At 65.3% G+C, this 15,677-nt stretch carries 14 protein-coding genes; 7 read left to right on the forward strand and 7 right to left on the reverse strand.

Annotated features, from left to right (window positions below):
• The first annotated feature begins 15 nt into the window (after positions 1-15).
• A complete protein-coding gene (locus tag F9929_RS00790; RefSeq protein WP_152044625.1) occupies positions 16-855 on the forward strand; it encodes an SDR family NAD(P)-dependent oxidoreductase in 840 nt (279 codons plus the stop codon).
• Here F9929_RS00790 and F9929_RS00795 read toward each other — a convergent pair.
• Positions 852-1,871 (reverse strand): SDR family oxidoreductase, encoded by a 1,020-nt coding sequence (locus F9929_RS00795; RefSeq protein WP_193227560.1) that lies wholly within the window; start codon positions 1,869-1,871, stop codon positions 852-854. The genes F9929_RS00790 and F9929_RS00795 overlap by 4 nt on opposite strands.
• Positions 1,872-2,197: 326 nt before the next feature.
• Here F9929_RS00795 and cyoA point away from each other — a divergent pair, with 326 nt between their 5' ends.
• From cyoA to F9929_RS00820, 5 genes are all read left to right on the forward strand, one after another.
• Positions 2,198-3,112 carry a ubiquinol oxidase subunit II gene (gene cyoA / locus F9929_RS00800; protein WP_152044627.1) on the forward strand — a complete coding sequence of 305 codons (915 nt, stop codon included), beginning with the start codon at positions 2,198-2,200 and terminating at the stop codon, positions 3,110-3,112.
• A 3-nt stretch (positions 3,113-3,115) separates the two neighbouring features.
• Positions 3,116-5,119, forward strand: coding sequence for a cytochrome o ubiquinol oxidase subunit I (cyoB, locus tag F9929_RS00805; protein WP_152044628.1), 2,004 nt, complete (start codon positions 3,116-3,118; stop codon positions 5,117-5,119).
• Between the two features lie 35 nt (positions 5,120-5,154).
• Positions 5,155-5,817 carry a cytochrome o ubiquinol oxidase subunit III gene (gene cyoC, locus F9929_RS00810; protein WP_152045182.1) on the forward strand — a complete coding sequence of 221 codons (663 nt, stop codon included), beginning with the start codon at positions 5,155-5,157 and terminating at the stop codon, positions 5,815-5,817.
• On the forward strand, positions 5,817-6,233 hold the full coding sequence (cyoD, locus tag F9929_RS00815) for a cytochrome o ubiquinol oxidase subunit IV (RefSeq protein WP_152044629.1): 417 nt from the start codon (positions 5,817-5,819) through the stop codon (positions 6,231-6,233). The genes cyoC and cyoD overlap by 1 nt, the downstream gene beginning before the upstream one ends.
• Positions 6,234-6,432: 199 nt before the next feature.
• The gene (locus tag F9929_RS00820) at positions 6,433-8,241 is read left to right on the forward strand and encodes a glycoside hydrolase family 15 protein (RefSeq protein WP_210251288.1); all 1,809 of its coding nucleotides are present in this window, start codon (positions 6,433-6,435) and stop codon (positions 8,239-8,241) included.
• Here the strand turns inward: F9929_RS00820 and F9929_RS00825 are convergent.
• The 4 genes from F9929_RS00825 to F9929_RS00840 are packed head-to-tail and all read right to left on the reverse strand — an operon-like array spanning position 8,238 to position 12,674.
• The gene (locus F9929_RS00825) at positions 8,238-9,305 is read right to left on the reverse strand and encodes a spore photoproduct lyase family protein (protein WP_152045184.1); all 1,068 of its coding nucleotides are present in this window, start codon (positions 9,303-9,305) and stop codon (positions 8,238-8,240) included. The genes F9929_RS00820 and F9929_RS00825 overlap by 4 nt on opposite strands.
• A 48-nt stretch (positions 9,306-9,353) precedes the next feature.
• Positions 9,354-10,580: a glycolate oxidase subunit GlcE gene (gene glcE / locus F9929_RS00830; protein WP_152044630.1), complete on the reverse strand. Its 1,227-nt coding sequence runs from the start codon at positions 10,578-10,580 to the stop codon at positions 9,354-9,356.
• Positions 10,577-11,167 (reverse strand): Uma2 family endonuclease, encoded by a 591-nt coding sequence (locus tag F9929_RS00835; protein ID WP_193227561.1) that lies wholly within the window; start codon positions 11,165-11,167, stop codon positions 10,577-10,579. The genes glcE and F9929_RS00835 overlap by 4 nt, the downstream gene beginning before the upstream one ends.
• A 13-nt stretch (positions 11,168-11,180) precedes the next feature.
• Positions 11,181-12,674 carry an FAD-linked oxidase C-terminal domain-containing protein gene (locus F9929_RS00840; RefSeq protein ID WP_152044632.1) on the reverse strand — a complete coding sequence of 498 codons (1,494 nt, stop codon included), beginning with the start codon at positions 12,672-12,674 and terminating at the stop codon, positions 11,181-11,183.
• Between the two features lie 317 nt (positions 12,675-12,991).
• Here F9929_RS00840 and F9929_RS00845 point away from each other — a divergent pair, with 317 nt between their 5' ends.
• Positions 12,992-13,195: a hypothetical protein gene (locus F9929_RS00845; RefSeq protein ID WP_152044633.1), complete on the forward strand. Its 204-nt coding sequence runs from the start codon at positions 12,992-12,994 to the stop codon at positions 13,193-13,195.
• 4 nt (positions 13,196-13,199) lie between these two features.
• Here the strand turns inward: F9929_RS00845 and F9929_RS00850 are convergent, their stop codons facing one another.
• Complete coding sequence (locus tag F9929_RS00850) at positions 13,200-13,892, reverse strand: metallophosphoesterase family protein (RefSeq protein ID WP_152044634.1); 693 nt, start codon at positions 13,890-13,892, stop codon at positions 13,200-13,202.
• 116 nt (positions 13,893-14,008) lie between these two features.
• Entirely contained in the window at positions 14,009-15,655 is a 1,647-nt protein-coding gene (gene groL, locus F9929_RS00855) for a chaperonin GroEL (RefSeq protein ID WP_152044635.1), read from the reverse strand.
• Between the last annotated feature and the right edge of the window lie 22 nt (positions 15,656-15,677).

Genomic DNA, 15,677 nt, shown 5'->3' on the forward strand with positions numbered 1-15,677 from the left:
CAAAGGAAGACAAGCATGAAGGCGCCGGGAACCGCACTCGTGACCGGCGCCACCGGCGGCATCGGCCGCTGGATTGCCCTTGGCCTCGCCGAGGCCGGCCATCCGGTCGTCCTCGTCGGGCGAAACCGCGAGCGCGGCGAGGGGGTGCGCTCCTGGATCGCTGCGAAGGTTCCAAGCGCGCGGACCGAACTCGTTCTTCTCGATCTGTCCTCGATTGCCGAGACGCGAAACCTCGGCCGGCGCATCGCGAGCGAACACGGCGACCTGTCGCTTCTGGTTCTCAACGCCGGCACCTTCACCGCCCGGCGGCAGGTCACGCCGGAAGGCCACGAGAGGGTGCTCGCCACCAACCACCTCTCGCCCTTCGTGCTGATGCGGGAACTGGAAGAAGTGCTGCGCGTCAACGCGCCGGCCCGCATCGTGACGGTCGGCTCGAACTCCTCCGACCGCGCCTCCATCGATCCCGGCAATCTGGAACTGACGCGCGGCTGGAACATGCTGCGCGCCTATGCGCGCTCCAAGCTCGCCGTGACGATGGCGACCTTCGACGCGGCGCGGCGGCTCCAAGGAACGGGCGTCACCGCCAACGTGGTTCATCCGGGGGCGGTGGCGACGAACCTTATCCGGACGCCCGGCATCATCGGCCTGTCCTGGCGGATGCTGGCGCCCTTCTTCCGCAGCGAGGAGGAAGGCGCGGTGACACCGCTCCATATGGCTTTGTCGCCGACCTTACGGGAAGCGACGGGCCTTTACCTGAAGGACCGCCGCGCGGTGCCCCCAAATCCCCGCGCGCTCGATCCCGCCCTCGTGTCGCGCGTCTGCTTTGAAACGGAACGGTTGATCGGCCGTTCCTAGCGCCGCTTCTTGCGCAGGGCCAGAAGAACGAGCGCCCCACCGAGCGCGCCGGCGGCCAGAGCGCCGCGATGGCGGGAAGCCAGCATCTGGAGGCTGAAGCCGCGCGACTCGTCGTCGAAGGGACCGCGCGCCGGCGAGGCTTTGCGCGAGGGCGAAAAAAGGGTCGGATCGCGAAGCGCGGCGGCGCGGTGGTTGTCGGTCGTCTGCCCGTCATAGCCGAGCCGCCGGATCACCTTGTCCATCAGCGACGGCGACAGCTTGTTGGCGAGGGCGAAAAGCGTCGTGACGCCGGAAATCTGGATCTCGCGCCTTGGCTTCGTCGCGGCCAGCAACACGGCATCGGCCACGATCTCCGGCTGATAAACGGGTTTTGCCGGCCGCGGCGGGCGCTTCATGTGCGACACGGCATGGCTGAAGAAGGGCGTGTTGACGGCGGGGGGAAAGAGCGTCGTGATCCGCACCCGGCTGCCTTCCTGAAGAAGTTCGCTGCGCACCGCGTCGGCAAAACCGCGCACCGCGTATTTCGCGCCCGAATAGGATGTCAGGAGCGGCATGCCGTGGAAGGCCGCGGCCGAGCAGATGTTGATGACCGTGCCGCTATCGCGCGGTCTCATCCGCTTCAAAGCGACGCGCGTTCCGTTCACGGTTCCGAGATAGGTGACATCGGTGACGCGGCGAAATTCTTCGTCGGACACGTCGAGAAAGGGCCCGAAGACCCCGTTTCCGGCGCAGTTCACCCAGGCCTCCACGGCCCCGAGCGCAGCTTCCAGCCGCGTCGCCGCTTGGTCGAGAGCAGTGGCGTCCGACACATCGGCGATGGCGAAGGCGCTTGTTCCACCCGCATGCCGGATCTCGTCCTGCGTGTCTGAAAGCCCCGCTTCCCCGCGGGCGATCAGGCCGACATGCCAGCCTGCGCGGGCGAAAGCCAAGGCGCTGGCGCGTCCGATGCCCGACGACCCGCCGGTGATGACGACGACGCGCGCACGGCCATGAGGGCCAAGCGAAGAAGAAAGCATGGAATCACCATAGGCAGCAGAACATCGCCTCGCGGCCGTCCGAGGCCCGCTTGTCCTCCGCGCGGCTGAGCGAAGCAAGGCTACCACGTTGCAATCGCGACACCTCGCCATCGCAATGCAGCATGAAAAGCGTTGCGCGACCCATGGTCCTCTTGCAAGGGAGGGATAACTCGGCGCAATAAGCCGCGAACAGACCACTTGCGGCGTCCGTGAACATCGGACCACGGGCGGGGCCGGTGCGTGTCGCCATCCATAAGACTTCTCGTCGGACGGATGGTTCCAGGCATATCGGCCGTCGAACGCATTCAACGGATGATCGGCAGGCAATGACGGAATCGCCCAGTTCGAAAGGCAGACGGTTGCGCACGCTTCTCGCGGTAGGCGCAGCGGTTCTCCCTCTTTCGTCGTGTATCGGTGTTTTGAACCCGGTGGGACCGGTCGGCGCCGCGCAGAAGCAGATCCTCTACGATTCGACCGCGATCATGGTCGTGGCCGTGTTGATCCCGATCATCCTGATGACGGTGTTCTTCGCCTGGTGGTACCGGGCGGACAACGTGAAGGCGACCTATCGTCCGACCTGGGCCTATTCGGGCGCCGTGGAACTGGTGGTCTGGGCCGTTCCGATCCTGATCGTCCTGTTTCTGGGCGGCATCACCTGGATCGGCACGCATCGTCTCGATCCGCCCCGGCCGCTGGAAGGCGGGCGCGAGCCGATCGAGATCCAGGTCGTATCGATGAACTGGAAATGGCTCTTCATCTACCCGTCGATGAACGTCGCCACCGTGAACGAACTCGTTCTGCCGGTGGGCCAGCCGGTGCGCTTCCGACTGACGTCGGCGACCGTGATGAACACCTTCTTCGTGCCCCAGCTCGGCACGATGATCTACACCATGAACGGCATGGAAACGAAGTTGCACCTCCAGGCCGACCACGAGGGGACCTACGAGGGCCTGTCGGCGCATTACAGCGGCGACGGCTTCTCCGACATGCGCTTCCAGACGCGCGCCATGTCTCCGCTCGATTTCAGCAACTGGGTCGGGCAAACGCGCGGCACGGGCGACATGCTCGACACGGCCGCCTATTCCCGGCTCGTCGAAGAAAGCAAGGACGTGAAGCCTTATACGTACCGGGCCGTCGATCCCGGGCTCTTCAATTCCATCGTTCTGCGCACCGCGCCCGAAGCGCCGGGGCCGCAGAAGGGCGAGCCGCGCATCGACGTGTCGCCGCGCTCGGAGGGCTGAGACATGCTGGGCAAACTGACCTGGGACGCCATTCCGTTCCATGATCCGATTCCGATGGTGGCGGCCGGCGGCGCAGGCGCCGTGGTTCTCGCCACCCTCGCCTGGGTCCTGGTGAAGGGCCACTTCCCGTATCTCTGGAAGGAATGGATCACCTCCGTCGATCACAAGCGGATCGGCGTGATGTACGTGCTGATGGCGCTGGTGATGCTGATCCGCGGCTTCGCGGACGCGCTCATGATGCGCTCGCAGCAGGCGCTCGCCTACGACGCGCCGGGCTATCTGCCGCCCGAGCACTACGACCAGATCTTCTCGGCGCACGGGACGATCATGATCTTCTTCGTCGCCATGCCCTTCATGATCGGCTTGATGAACTACGTCCTGCCGCTGCAGCTCGGCGTGCGCGACGTGGCCTTCCCGACCTTCAACTCGGTGTCCTTCTGGCTGACGGCTTCGGGCGTCCTCCTAATGAACCTGTCGCTGGTGGTCGGCGAATTCTCGCGCGCCACCTGGCTCGCCTATCCGCCCTTGTCGGGCATCAAGTTCTCGCCGGGGGTCGGCGTCGACTACTACCTATGGGCCTTGCAGATATCGGGTCTCGGCACCCTGATGTCGGGCGTGAACCTCGTGGTGACCATCCTCAAGATGCGCGCGCCGGGCATGACCTACACGCGCATGCCGATGTTCTGCTGGACCTCGCTCGCCTCCAACCTCCTGATCGTCGCCGCCTTCCCGATCCTGACGGCGACGCTCGCGATGCTGATCCTCGATCGCTATCTCGACTTCCACTTCTTCACCAATGACGGTGGCGGCAGCGTCATGCTGTACATGAACCTCATCTGGGCATGGGGTCACCCGGAGGTCTACATCCTCATCCTGCCGGCCTTCGGCATCTTCTCGGAGGTGGTTTCGACCTTCTCCTCCAAGCCGCTCTTCGGCTACCGCTCGATGATCGCGGCCACCATGGTGATCTGCATCCTGTCCTTCATGGTCTGGCTGCACCACTTCTTCACCATGGGCGCGGGCGCCAACGTCAACGCGATCTTCGGCATCATGTCGATGATCATCGCCATCCCGACGGGCGTGAAGGTCTTCAACTGGCTCTTCACCATGTATGGCGGGCGCATCCGCTACACGACCCCGATGCTGTGGGCTGTCTCCTTCATCATCACCTTCACCATCGGCGGCGTGACCGGCGTTCTTCTCGCCATCCCGCCGGTCGACTTCGTGCTCCACAACTCCTTGTTCCTCGTGGCGCACTTCCACAACGTCATCATCGGCGGCGTGCTCTTCGGCGCCTTCGCGGGCTACACCTACTGGTTCCCGAAGGCCTTCGGCTTCCGGCTCGACGAGCGCCTCGGCAAGTGGGCCTTCTGGTGCTGGACGGTCGGCTTCTACCTCGCCTTCACGCCGCTCTACGTCGTCGGCCTGATGGGCATGACGCGCCGCATGCAGCATTTCGAGGTCGCGGCCTGGTATCCCTGGATTCTCGTGGCGGGCTTCGGCGCCCTCGTGATCGCGGCCGGCATCGGCTTCCAGGTCTGGCAGCTCGTCTACTCGATCCGCCACCGGGAGGAACTGCGCGACGTGTCGGGCGATCCCTGGGATGGCCGCACCTTGGAATGGATCACGACCTCGCCGCCGCCGGTGTTCAACTTCGCCACGCTTCCGAACGTGAAGGGCGAGGAAGTCTACTGGGGCATGAAGCAGGCCGCCATCACGCAGGCGCAGCTCTCGCAGATGCCGAAATACGAGCATATCGAGATGCCGAAGAACTCGCCGACCGGTTTCGTTTCGGCCGTGTTCTCCACCATGGTCGGTTTCGCGATGATCTGGCACATCTGGTGGATGGCCGTTCTCGGGCTGGTCGGCGCCTTCGGGTTGTTCGTGGTCTTCGCGTGGCGCGACCACGACGAGTATGAAATTCCGGTCGAGGAAGTGGAGCGCGCCGATGCCGAGCGCCGGCGCCAGAAGGCCGCTCTCCTGATCCGCGAAGGGGTGCAGGTATGAGTCACGGCGCAATCGGGAATCCCGCCGACCCGTATATGCTCGGGCACGGCCGCGAAGACGGCGGCCGTCAGGGAGACCCCCATCATATCGGCCATGGCGGGGAGTCGGATGCTCCCGGCCATGGTGCCGGCGGCCCCAGCCCCAAGCGCATCATCGTCGGCTACGGCTTCTGGATCTTCCTGCTGTCCGACATCATTATGTTCTCGGCCTTCTTCGCCGCCTTCGCGGTGTTGCGGGACGCGACCGATGGCGGACCGACGGGCCGTGAGATCTTCGACCTGCCCTTCGTGGCGGTGGAAACCACGCTGCTCCTGATCTCGAGCTTCACCTGCGGCATGGCCGGCCTCGCCATGGCGCAGAAGAACCAGCTCTGGTTCCAGATCATGATGGCGGTGACCTTCGTGTTCGGCGCGGGCTTCCTGGCGATGGAAGTCTACGAGTTCCACCATCTCATCGAGATCGGCGCGGGTCCCTCGCGTTCGGCCTTCCTGTCTTCGTTCTTCGCCCTCGTCGGCTGCCACGGCATCCACGTCTTCGGCGGCTCGCTTTGGCTGCTGACGATGATGGCGCAGGTTCTGGTCAAGGGCTTCACGCCCAACATGGAGCGGCGCTTCCTCTGCTTCTCCTTGTTCTGGCACGCGCTCGACATCGTCTGGGTCGCCGTCTTCACCATCGTCTATCTTCTGGGAGCTGGTTGATGAACACCTCGACCACGTCCGAATACGATCCGCACGGCAAGGACGTCGCGCCGGGCGACGACAAGGCCGAGCACGGGCACGACCTGCGCTCGGGGATCATCAACTATGTCCTCGGCTTCGTCTTCGCCGGTCTCCTGACGGCGGCGTCCTTCTATCTCGCGGGAAGCGACACCATCTACGCACCGGGCATCCCCGTCGCGCTGATCGTGCTCGCCATCGCGCAGATGGGCGTCCACCTCGTGTTCTTCCTCCATCTCACGACCGGCCCGGACAACACCAACAACGTCCTGGCGCTCGCCTTCGGCGTTCTGATCGTGGTGCTGGTGGTGGGCGGCACACTCTGGATCATGTCGAACCTTCATTCGAACATGGTGCCGTACAATCCGATGAACTACTTCAACCAGATGCCGCTTTGAAGCATCCACGGCCCGCCCGGCGGGCCGTGACGATCCGGCGCATGGAACGTGCGGGGGAGGGCCATAGTTTGCCCTTCACCTTTCACGGGGACGAAGCGTCGGTGCGATCTGTGACTTTCACGACCGCGACCATCTCCATGGTCGCGGTCGTTTTGCGACCGGGCCTCCTCGTTCCATTCCTTGGAGACGTCCCGTCCGAATGAGACCCTACCCGCTCACCGGCCCTTTTCCGAACCGCCAGGAACTCCAGGGAATGCCGCTGGACTCCTATGCCGCGCTGGGGGACGGGCGGTCCGTCGCCCTGTCCGGCGCCGACGGATCGATTGACTGGTGGTGCGTGCCGAACATGGATTCGCCACCGATGTTCGACCGGCTGCTCGCCGAGGACACGGGCGGTTGCTTCGTTCTGGCCCCGACCGGCTCCTTCACCGTGGAGCGCGGCTATCGCGACGGCAGCAACGTCTTCGAAACCGTCTTCACGACGCCGACCGGCCGGGCGCGGCTGACCGATTCCTTGAACTCCGGCCATGCCGGCCGGCTTCCCTGGTGCGAACTCGCGCGCCGCGTGGAAGGGATCGAGGGCCGCGTCGAGTTCCAGATGCGCCTCGTCTTCGGCACCCGCGCCGATACGATCTGCCCCTATCTTTCGCGCAACGACAACGCCACGACCTTCAATGTCGGTGACGTGATCGGCCTCCTGCGCGTCAGCGACGGCATCACCCTCGACTCCGAGGACGACCTCGAAATCCACGGCTCCTTCGCCGTGTCGGCCGGCGAGCGCCAGACCGTCGGTATCCTCGCCGGCGAGAACGAGCCGCTCGTCGCCGCGACGATCGAGGAGATCGACCGGCGCATCGACATCGCCGATGCCGAATGGCGTCAGTGGTCGGACGATATCGGCTATGACGGCAAGTTCGGCGCGGTGGTCAATCGCAGCGCCCTCGCATTGAAGCTCCTTCTTTATTCCCCAAGCGGCGCCATCGCGGCGGCGGCCACGACATCGCTGCCGGAGGGCTTCGGCTCGGGCAAGAACTACGACTACCGCTTCGCCTGGGTGCGCGACGCCTCCTACACGATCAAGGCGTTCCTGCGCATCGGCGCAAAGGCGGAAGCCAAGGCCGCCTTCACCTGGTTGATGAAGTGCCTCGACCGGCATGGGCCCCATGTCTGCTACAACCTGCAAGGGGAACTCGCCGACGACGTGCGCGAATACGATCTGCCCGGCTATCGCGGCGAAGCGCCGGTGGTGGCCGGCAACCAGGCGGCCAAGCAGCACCAGCACGGCATCTTCGGCGACATCTTCGAAACGGCGGCGCGTTTCGTCCAGGCCGGTAACATTCTCGATCCGCGCTCGGGCGCGGTGCTGGCGAGCCTTGCGGACTTGGCCGTGGAAAGCTGGCGCACGAAGGATTCCGGCATTTGGGAACTGTCCGAGCTTCGCCATTACACGATGTCGAAGATTTCCACGTGGCAGGGGCTGGCGCGGGCCGTGGAGCTTGCCGATGGCGGCCATATCCCCTCCACCTGCCGCGAGCGCTGGGCGCGCGGACGCGACCGCATGGCGCAGTGGATCGACGCGAACTGCTGGTCGGAGGAAAAGCAGGCCTATGTCTTCTATCCGGGCTCCGACCAGCTCGACGCCTCGCTCGCGCTGGCCGTCCGCTTCGGCTACGACGGACACGACCGCCTGGAAAAGACGCTGCGGGCGATCGATCGCGAACTCGGCGCGGGACCCTTCCATTACCGTTACAACGAAGTGAAGGGTGACGAAGGCTGCTTCCTCGCCTGCACCTTCTGGGTTCTCGAAGGGCTTGCCCTTCTCGGGCACCGGGATGAGGCCGAGCGCCGCTTCGCCGAGGTCATCGAGACCCTCGACCACGGCACCGGGGTGTTCAGCGAGATGATCGACGCCGAAACGCACGAATATCTCGGCAACCTGCCGCAGGGCCTGACGCATCTGGCCCTCATCCAGACCGCCGCCACCCTGTCCGGGCACAAGCTCCTTTAGAACGCGTAGCGGACCTCGCAATAGGGGAGGGTCTCGCCCATCCAGCCGAGGAAGCAGTCCAGCCATTGCCGCTTCCACGGCGTGCGGTAGCGCAGGTTCTCCATGCCGCTTTCGCTGCGCTTCACCTCTTGGATGTCCGGCCGCCACAGAAGGTCCTCGGCACGCGGATGCCAGTCCATGTTCACGCGGTGCAGGCCCTCGTTATGGGTCAGCATGATGACTTCGCATTTGAACTGACGCTTGGCGGCGGGCTCCAGAACGGCGTCGATCTCGGCGAACAGTTCGCGCCATTCCGCTTCCCATCCCTCGTGGACGATCACTGGCGAGAAGTTGGCGTGCACCTCGTAGCCGGCGCGCACGAAATCGTTGATCGCGCGGATGCGCTCCCCAATCGGGCTCGTCCGGACATCCACCACTTTCGCCATCGCCTCCGGCATCAGCGAGAAGCGCACGCGGGTTCGCTTCTGCGGATCGTAGCCGAGGAGATCGGGATTGACGAACTTCGTGGCGAACGAGCCCTTGGCATTCGGAATGTCGCGAAAGGCGGCGACGAGATCGCGCACATTGCCGGATACGAGCGCATCCACCGACAGGTCGCCGTTCTCGCCGAGATCATAGACCCAATCCACCGGATCGACCGTGTTCGGCTCGACCTTGGCCCCGAGCTTCTTGGCATGGCGGAAAAGGGCGCGGGTGATGTCCTCGATATTGACGAAGACGCTGACCGGATTGGCATAGCCCTTTCGCCTCGGCACGTAGCAATAAGCGCAGGCCATGGCGCAGCCGTTGGAAGAGGACGGCGCGATGAAGTCGGCGCTTCGCCCGTTCGGACGCATGGTCATCGTCTTCTTGACGCCGAGAACGAGGACCTCGCGCTTCAACCGCAGCCAATCCTCGGCCAGCGCCCGATCCTCGAAGAGCTGCGGGATCTTCCAATGGCTCTCCACCTCGATCCGCTCCGCCTCCGGATAACGCTCCAGCACCTCGCGTCCGCGCGGGTAATCGCGGACGGCGGGCTCCAGATAGATGCGGCGAGGCTCGATCAGCGTGCGGGGCAGGGCCATGGGAGGGGAGATGGCGCGCAACGCCGCCTGCGACAGGCAGGCACGGCGTCACATGCGGCCGGGATTGAGGATGCCGTTGGGATCGAACTGCTGCTTCAGCCTGCTCGACAAGCCGGCGAGCGCCGGCGGCTGGGGCTGGAAGACCGCCGTTGCCGCGCGGACCGCCGGCGACGCGCGCACCAGCGTGGCATGGCCGCCCCCGCAGGCGGCGATCACGGCGCGGATCGTTTCGGCTTCCGGCTCGCCGTCGAGACGCAGCCAGACGAGCCCGCCCTGCCAGTCGTAGAAGGCTTCCGCCGCCATACGCATCCTGAGCGCCATCACGATCTCGGGCGCGCGGGTGGGCGTCACCGACAAGCGCCAGACCGGACGTTCGGTGCTGTCCGCGAAAGGCCGCGCGTCGCGGATATCGCGCCACAAGGCGAATGAGGCCTCGCCCTCGTGCCGCTCCAGCGGCGCGACCCTGGCGAGCGCCGCGCCGAGATGGCTGCTGCGCGCGCGAACGGACGGGGCGAAGCCTTCCAGCCGGATCAGGGTCGCCGGCTCGTTGCCGAGACCGCCCTTCGCGACGCCGCCCGCGACATAGGCCGGCAGATGGGCCGCGCCCGACACTTCGGCCGACGATCCCATCGCCGCCGCGAGGGCACCGATGGCCGACGCCTCGTCGAGGCCCCGCAGCACGAGCGTTTCCTCGGTTTCCGCCGCCGGCAGGACCTTGAAGGTGACGTCGGTCAGAACGGCGAGCGTGCCGAAGGAACCGGCAATGCCCTTCGACAGGTCGTAGCCGGTGACGTTCTTGACGACCCGCCCGCCCGACGCGAAGGCCTCACCGCGCCCCGACACGGCCCGGATGCCGAGAACATGGTCGCGCGCCGCACCTTTGTTCAGCCGGCGCGGCCCGGAAAGGTTGCAGGCGAGGAGGCCCCCCATCGTGCCGAGACCGGGTTCCCGCCCGTGCAGGGGGCCGTAGTCCATCGGCTCGAAATCGAAGCGCTGCCGGTTCTCTCGAAGAAGCGCTTCCACCTGCCCGATCGGCGTGCCGGCTTTCACCGAGATCACGAGTTCCTCGGGCTCGTAAAGCGTGACGCCCGACAACGAGGCCAGTGAAAGCGTCAACGCCGCCTGCACGGGTTTTCCAAGCCCCGCCTTGGAACCCGCGCCCTCGATCAGAAGCGGCGTTTCGTCGGCCAAAGCCTGCCGAACGGCATCCACGATGTCCTCGTCGCGGGAAGGCTCAAGAGCGGACGCCGTGCTTGCCGGAGGCGAAGGGCTCATACGACTTGCGTGCCGCGATAAAGAGCGCCGAGGCGGCAGGAGAAGTCGAACTCGGGAAGTTCGATCCGGTCATCCACCGAGCGGAAGACCCGTCCTTGCCAGTCGTTGGAACGCGACCAGACCTCGCAGGCGACCGAGTCCTGATGGATGATCAGGACATGGAAACAAAGCGGTTCCTGCGCGTAAAGCTCGCGCTTTCGAGAGATCATCTCCGCCGTGTTCGAAGCCGACAGAACCTCGGCTGCGAGCCGGAAGCCGGTGAAATAGGCTTCCCTGCCGAGTTCGAACGGCAGCACGGCCAAGTCTGCCACGGCCCGGAAATCGTCCCGCCCTTCGATACGCAAGCCGATCTCGCGGATGGCATCGAGACCCGGCTGCGACCTCGCCAGGGCCTCGTTCAGATGCCGCTCCAGATTGGCGGCGATGCGCTGATGCCACCCGGACGGCGGGGCCATCATCATGGAAGCTTCTCCGTCGATCAACTGCCAGCGTTCTTCGTCCGGCCGGCTGTCGATCATATTCAGAAAGGCGTCTGCCGAAAGCGTGCCGAAGCAAGAAGACGGAAACCGTTCACGCAATGCGTTCATCGTCGCTTCCTTTCTAGAACCTTGGAAGATCGGGGAAGGGCAGGGCGCCCTTGTGGACGTGGAGGCGGCCGAGTTCGGCGCAGCGGTGCAGGACGGGGAACACCTTGCCGGGGTTGAGAAGGTGCTTGGCATCGAAGGCGCATTTAACGCGCTGCTGATGCCGGAGATCGTCTTCGGAAAAGACCTCCGTCATCAGGTCGCGCTTCTCGATGCCGACACCGTGCTCGCCGGTCAGGACGCCGCCGACTTCGACACAAAGCCGCAGAATATCCGCGCCGAAGGCTTCCGCGCGCTCGAACTCGTCACCGGCCGAGGCGTCGTAGAGGATCAGCGGATGAAGGTTGCCGTCGCCGGCATGAAAGACGTTGGCGACGCGCAGCCCGTATTTCTCCGACAAAGCCCGCATACCGGAGAGAACGCGCGGCAGTTCTTTCCTTGGAATGGTGCCATCCATGCAAAGGTAATCGGGCGAGATGCGGCCAACCGCCGGAAAGGCGGCCTTGCGACCCGCCCAGAACAAGACGCGCTCTTCTTCCGTCCGCGAAACCTCGGCGCTGGTCGCGCCGTTCGCGCGGGCGATTTCCTCGATGCGGGCGAGGAGGTGATCGACCTCGGCCTGGACGCCGTCGAGTTCCACGATCAAGAGCGCTTCCACGTCGCGCGGGTAGCCGGCATGAACGAAGTCCTCCGCCGCATGGATGGCGGGGCGGTCCATCATCTCCATGCCGGCCGGAATAATGCCCTCGCCGATGATGGCGGCGACGCAGGCCCCCGCCGCCTCGCTCGTCGGAAAACCGATCAGGACGGCGCGGGCCACCTCCGGCTTCTGGAGAATGCGCACCGTGACCTCCGTCACGACGCCGAGCAGCCCTTCCGAGCCGGTGAGGAGGCCGAGAAGGTCGTAGCCCTCCGCGTCGAGATGCTTGCCGCCGAGACGGATCACCTCGCCTTCCATCGTCACGAACTCGACGCCCAGCACGTTGTTGGCGGTGAGGCCGTATTTCAGGCAATGCACGCCGCCTGAATTTTCCGCGACATTGCCGCCGATGGAACAGGCGATCTGCGAGGACGGGTCGGGGGCGTAGTAGAAGCCTTGGTGCTCGACCGCGCGCGTGATGCCGAGATTGGTGACGCCCGGCTGCACCACCGCGCAGCGATTGTCGAAGTCGACATCAAGCACGCGATCGAAGCGCGACATCACGAGAAGAACGCCGTCTTCCAGGGGAAGCGCGCCGCCGGAAAGCGAGGTTCCCGAGCCGCGCGGCACGACGGGAATGTTCTCCTCATGGCAATAGCGCAGCACCGCCGCGACCTCGGCCACGGTTTGCGGAAGCACCACGGCGAGCGGCAGTTGCCGATAGGCGGTCAGCCCGTCCGTTTCGAAAACGCGCATGGCGTTCGGGGCCGACACCACGCCTTCGCCCGGCACGATGCGCGACAGGGCGTCCGCGATCTCGGCGCGGCGCGAAAGCACCGCCCCGTCCGGCTTCGGCATCGCGATGGCCATGGCTCTCCTCCCCGTTTCGAAAGGTCTTCCGATAAAGTGTAGGATGGATCGCCGTTTCGAAAAAGGCATGGGCTCAACCGAGCGGACTGCGTCCTTCGTCCGAATTGACGCATGGTTGTATTGGCAACCGCTCCTCGGCGGAGCGCCAGCCCATGCCGACCGCGCCCGACCGCTTCGCCATCTTCGTGCCGACGAGCCGCGTGTCGGTGATCGCCCTCGCCCTCGCCTCGGTCTTCACGCGCGGCGCGGCCATCTGAAACGCGTGGGAACGAGCCGCTTGCGGCGTCGTTTCCCGCCGACAGTCAACGGAGTGCGGCATGTCCAAGATCACCGAAAACCAGAAGCTCGATCCGAGTCTACCGAAGGACGCGCCGGCCCCCACCATTCCCGCCGATCCCGAACCGCGCGGCGATCAGGAACGGCCGATGACTGAAGAGGAGCAGTTGGACGAAGGGCTGGACGAAACCTTCCCCGCCTCAGATCCGATCGCCCCGAGCCGCATCGACGGCCCGCACAACTAGGATCTCAAAGCACCGAAACCCCGGCGCGGTCGATGCGAAGGCAGGTGAGCCTGCCCGTTCGCACCGCGCCGGTGTCGATCCCGATCCGGTTGCGACGAAATTCCACTTCCTCCACCGGCGTATGGCCGTGGACGACCACCGCGCCGAACGGCCCCTCGAAATCGAGGAAATCCTCCCTGATCCAGACCATGTCGTGCGGATGCTGTTGTTCCAGCGGCACGCCCGGCCGGATGCCGGCATGGACGAAGAGGTAAGGACTGCGGCGGAAGCTGAGCTGCAATTCGCGCAGGAACCGGATGTCGTCGGGCGGAAGCCGGAACAGGGCCGCGCGGGAATAAGCGCCGGGTCGATCCTCGTCGATCCGGTAGGACCGCAGCGTCGCGTCGCCGCCATTGGCAAGCCAGTTCTCGACCGGCAACTCGCCGTCCAGGGCGTCGAGAAGCATCGCCTCGTGATTGCCGAGAAGGCAGACGAGTTCGGTGCGCTCCATCCGGTCCTGCAACCGCGCCAGAACGCCCGCGCTGTCCGCACCGCGGTCGATGTAGTCGCCGAGATGCACTTCCGTATACCGCGCTTCCGGCCTTTTCGCCTTGTCGGCATCGATGCGCCGGAGGAGGTCGTCGAGAAGATCGAGGCAGCCATGCACGTCACCGATCGCGTAGACGACCTCGTTCTCGCCGATGCCGGGATAGTTCATAGCCCTCGTCCTCCACGTTGAACCCGAGATAGGGCGGAAGGGGTGGGGCGCAAAAGGAAAAGGGCCCGGCGATGCCGAGCCCTTCCCGTATTTCCTTAAAGGCTGAGAGCCTGGACTTAGAAGTCCATGCCGCCCATGCCGCCCATGCCGCCGCCCGGCATGCCGGCCGGTGCGCCGCCATCCTTCTTCGGGGCTTCGGAAATCATGGCCTCGGTGGTGACCAGGAGACCGGCAACGGAAGCCGCGTCCTGGAGAGCCGAGCGCACGACCTTGACCGGGTCGACGATGCCGGCCTGGATCATGTCGCCATACTCGCCGGACTGGGCGTTGTAGCCGAAGGTGGCCGAGCCGTTGTCGAGGATCTTGCCGACCACGATCGAGCCTTCGCCGCCGGCGTTCGTCACGATCTGGCGCAGCGGAGCCTGAAGCGCCTTGCGGACGATGGCGATGCCGGCGTCCTGATCGGCGTTCTCGCCCTTGAGCTCGAGAGCGTTGGAAGCGCGCAGGAGAGCCACGCCGCCGCCGGCGACGATGCCTTCTTCAACGGCCGCGCGGGTCGCGTTCAGCGCGTCGTCAACGCGATCCTTCTTTTCCTTCACTTCGACTTCCGTCGCGCCGCCGACGCGGATCACCGCAACGCCGCCCGCGAGCTTGGCGAGACGCTCCTGGAGCTTCTCCTTGTCGTAGTCCGAGGTGGTTTCCTCGATCTGGGCCTTGATCTGGGCGACGCGGCCCTGGATCTGCTGGGTCTCGCCCGAGCCGTCGACGATCGTGGTGTTCTCCTTGGTGATGGAGACCTTCTTAGCGCGGCCGAGCATGTCGAGCGTGACGTTCTCGAGCTTGATGCCGAGGTCCTCGGAGATCACCTGGCCGTTGGTCAGGATCGCGATGTCCTCGAGCATGGCCTTGCGGCGGTCGCCGAAGCCCGGAGCCTTGACGGCGGCGATCTTCAGGCCGCCACGCAGCTTATTGACCACGAGCGTCGCGAGAGCCTCGCCTTCCACGTCCTCGGAGATGATGAGGAGCGGCTTGCCGGACTGAACCACGGCTTCCAGAACCGGGAGCATGGCCTGGAGGTTCGAGAGCTTCTTCTCGTGCAGGAGGATGTAGGGGTCCTCGAGCTCGGCGACCATCTTCTCGGCGTTGGTCACGAAGTAGGGCGAGAGGTAGCCGCGATCGAACTGCATGCCCTCGACGACTTCGAGTTCGGTGTCGGCGGTCTTGGCTTCCTCGACCGTGATGACGCCCTCGTTGCCGACCTTCTGCATCGCGTTGGCGATCATCTGGCCGATTTCCTTCTCGCCATTGGCGGAGATGGTGCCGACCTGGGCGACCTCGTCGGAGGTCTCGATCTTGCGGGCGGAGGAGACGAGAGCGTCCACGACCTTGATCACGGCCGCGTCGATGCCGCGCTTGACGTCCATCGGGTTCATGCCGGCAGCAACCGCCTTGGCACCTTCCTTCACGATCGCCTGGGCGAGAACGGTCGCGGTGGTCGTGCCGTCACCGGCCTTGTCGTTGGTCTTCGAGGCCACTTCGCGCACCATCTGGGCGCCCATGTTCTCGAACTTGTCCTCCAGCTCGATCTCCTTGGCGACGGAAACGCCGTCCTTGGTGATGCGCGGGGCGCCGAACGACTTGTCGATCACGACGTTGCGGCCCTTGGGGCCGAGCGTGACCTTCACCGCGTCGGCGAGGATGTCGACGCCGCGCAGCATGCGCTCGCGGGCGTCGCGGCCGAACTTAACTTCCTTGGCTACCATGTTCTTGTCTCTCCTCGACGCA

The sequence above is a fragment of the Aureimonas psammosilenae genome, from assembly GCF_009176975.1.
Lineage (GTDB): Bacteria > Pseudomonadota > Alphaproteobacteria > Rhizobiales > Rhizobiaceae > Plantimonas > Plantimonas psammosilenae.

Coding starts and splice junctions, on each gene's coding strand:
- F9929_RS00825 (WP_152045184.1), bottom strand. CDS start 9,305: ATGGCCCTGCCCCGCACGCTGATCGAGCCTCGCCGCATCTATCTGGAG.
- cyoC (WP_152045182.1), top strand. CDS start 5,155: ATGCTCGGGCACGGCCGCGAAGACGGCGGCCGTCAGGGAGACCCCCAT.
- cyoB (WP_152044628.1), top strand. CDS start 3,116: ATGCTGGGCAAACTGACCTGGGACGCCATTCCGTTCCATGATCCGATT.
- F9929_RS00840 (WP_152044632.1), bottom strand. CDS start 12,674: ATGGCCATCGCGATGCCGAAGCCGGACGGGGCGGTGCTTTCGCGCCGC.
- F9929_RS00850 (WP_152044634.1), bottom strand. CDS start 13,892: ATGAACTATCCCGGCATCGGCGAGAACGAGGTCGTCTACGCGATCGGT.
- groL (WP_152044635.1), bottom strand. CDS start 15,655: ATGGTAGCCAAGGAAGTTAAGTTCGGCCGCGACGCCCGCGAGCGCATG.
- F9929_RS00790 (WP_152044625.1), top strand. CDS start 16: ATGAAGGCGCCGGGAACCGCACTCGTGACCGGCGCCACCGGCGGCATC.
- F9929_RS00845 (WP_152044633.1), top strand. CDS start 12,992: ATGTCCAAGATCACCGAAAACCAGAAGCTCGATCCGAGTCTACCGAAG.
- F9929_RS00820 (WP_210251288.1), top strand. CDS start 6,433: ATGAGACCCTACCCGCTCACCGGCCCTTTTCCGAACCGCCAGGAACTC.
- cyoD (WP_152044629.1), top strand. CDS start 5,817: ATGAACACCTCGACCACGTCCGAATACGATCCGCACGGCAAGGACGTC.
- F9929_RS00795 (WP_193227560.1), bottom strand. CDS start 1,871: ATGCTTTCTTCTTCGCTTGGCCCTCATGGCCGTGCGCGCGTCGTCGTC.
- cyoA (WP_152044627.1), top strand. CDS start 2,198: ATGACGGAATCGCCCAGTTCGAAAGGCAGACGGTTGCGCACGCTTCTC.
- glcE (WP_152044630.1), bottom strand. CDS start 10,580: ATGAGCCCTTCGCCTCCGGCAAGCACGGCGTCCGCTCTTGAGCCTTCC.
- F9929_RS00835 (WP_193227561.1), bottom strand. CDS start 11,167: ATGAACGCATTGCGTGAACGGTTTCCGTCTTCTTGCTTCGGCACGCTT.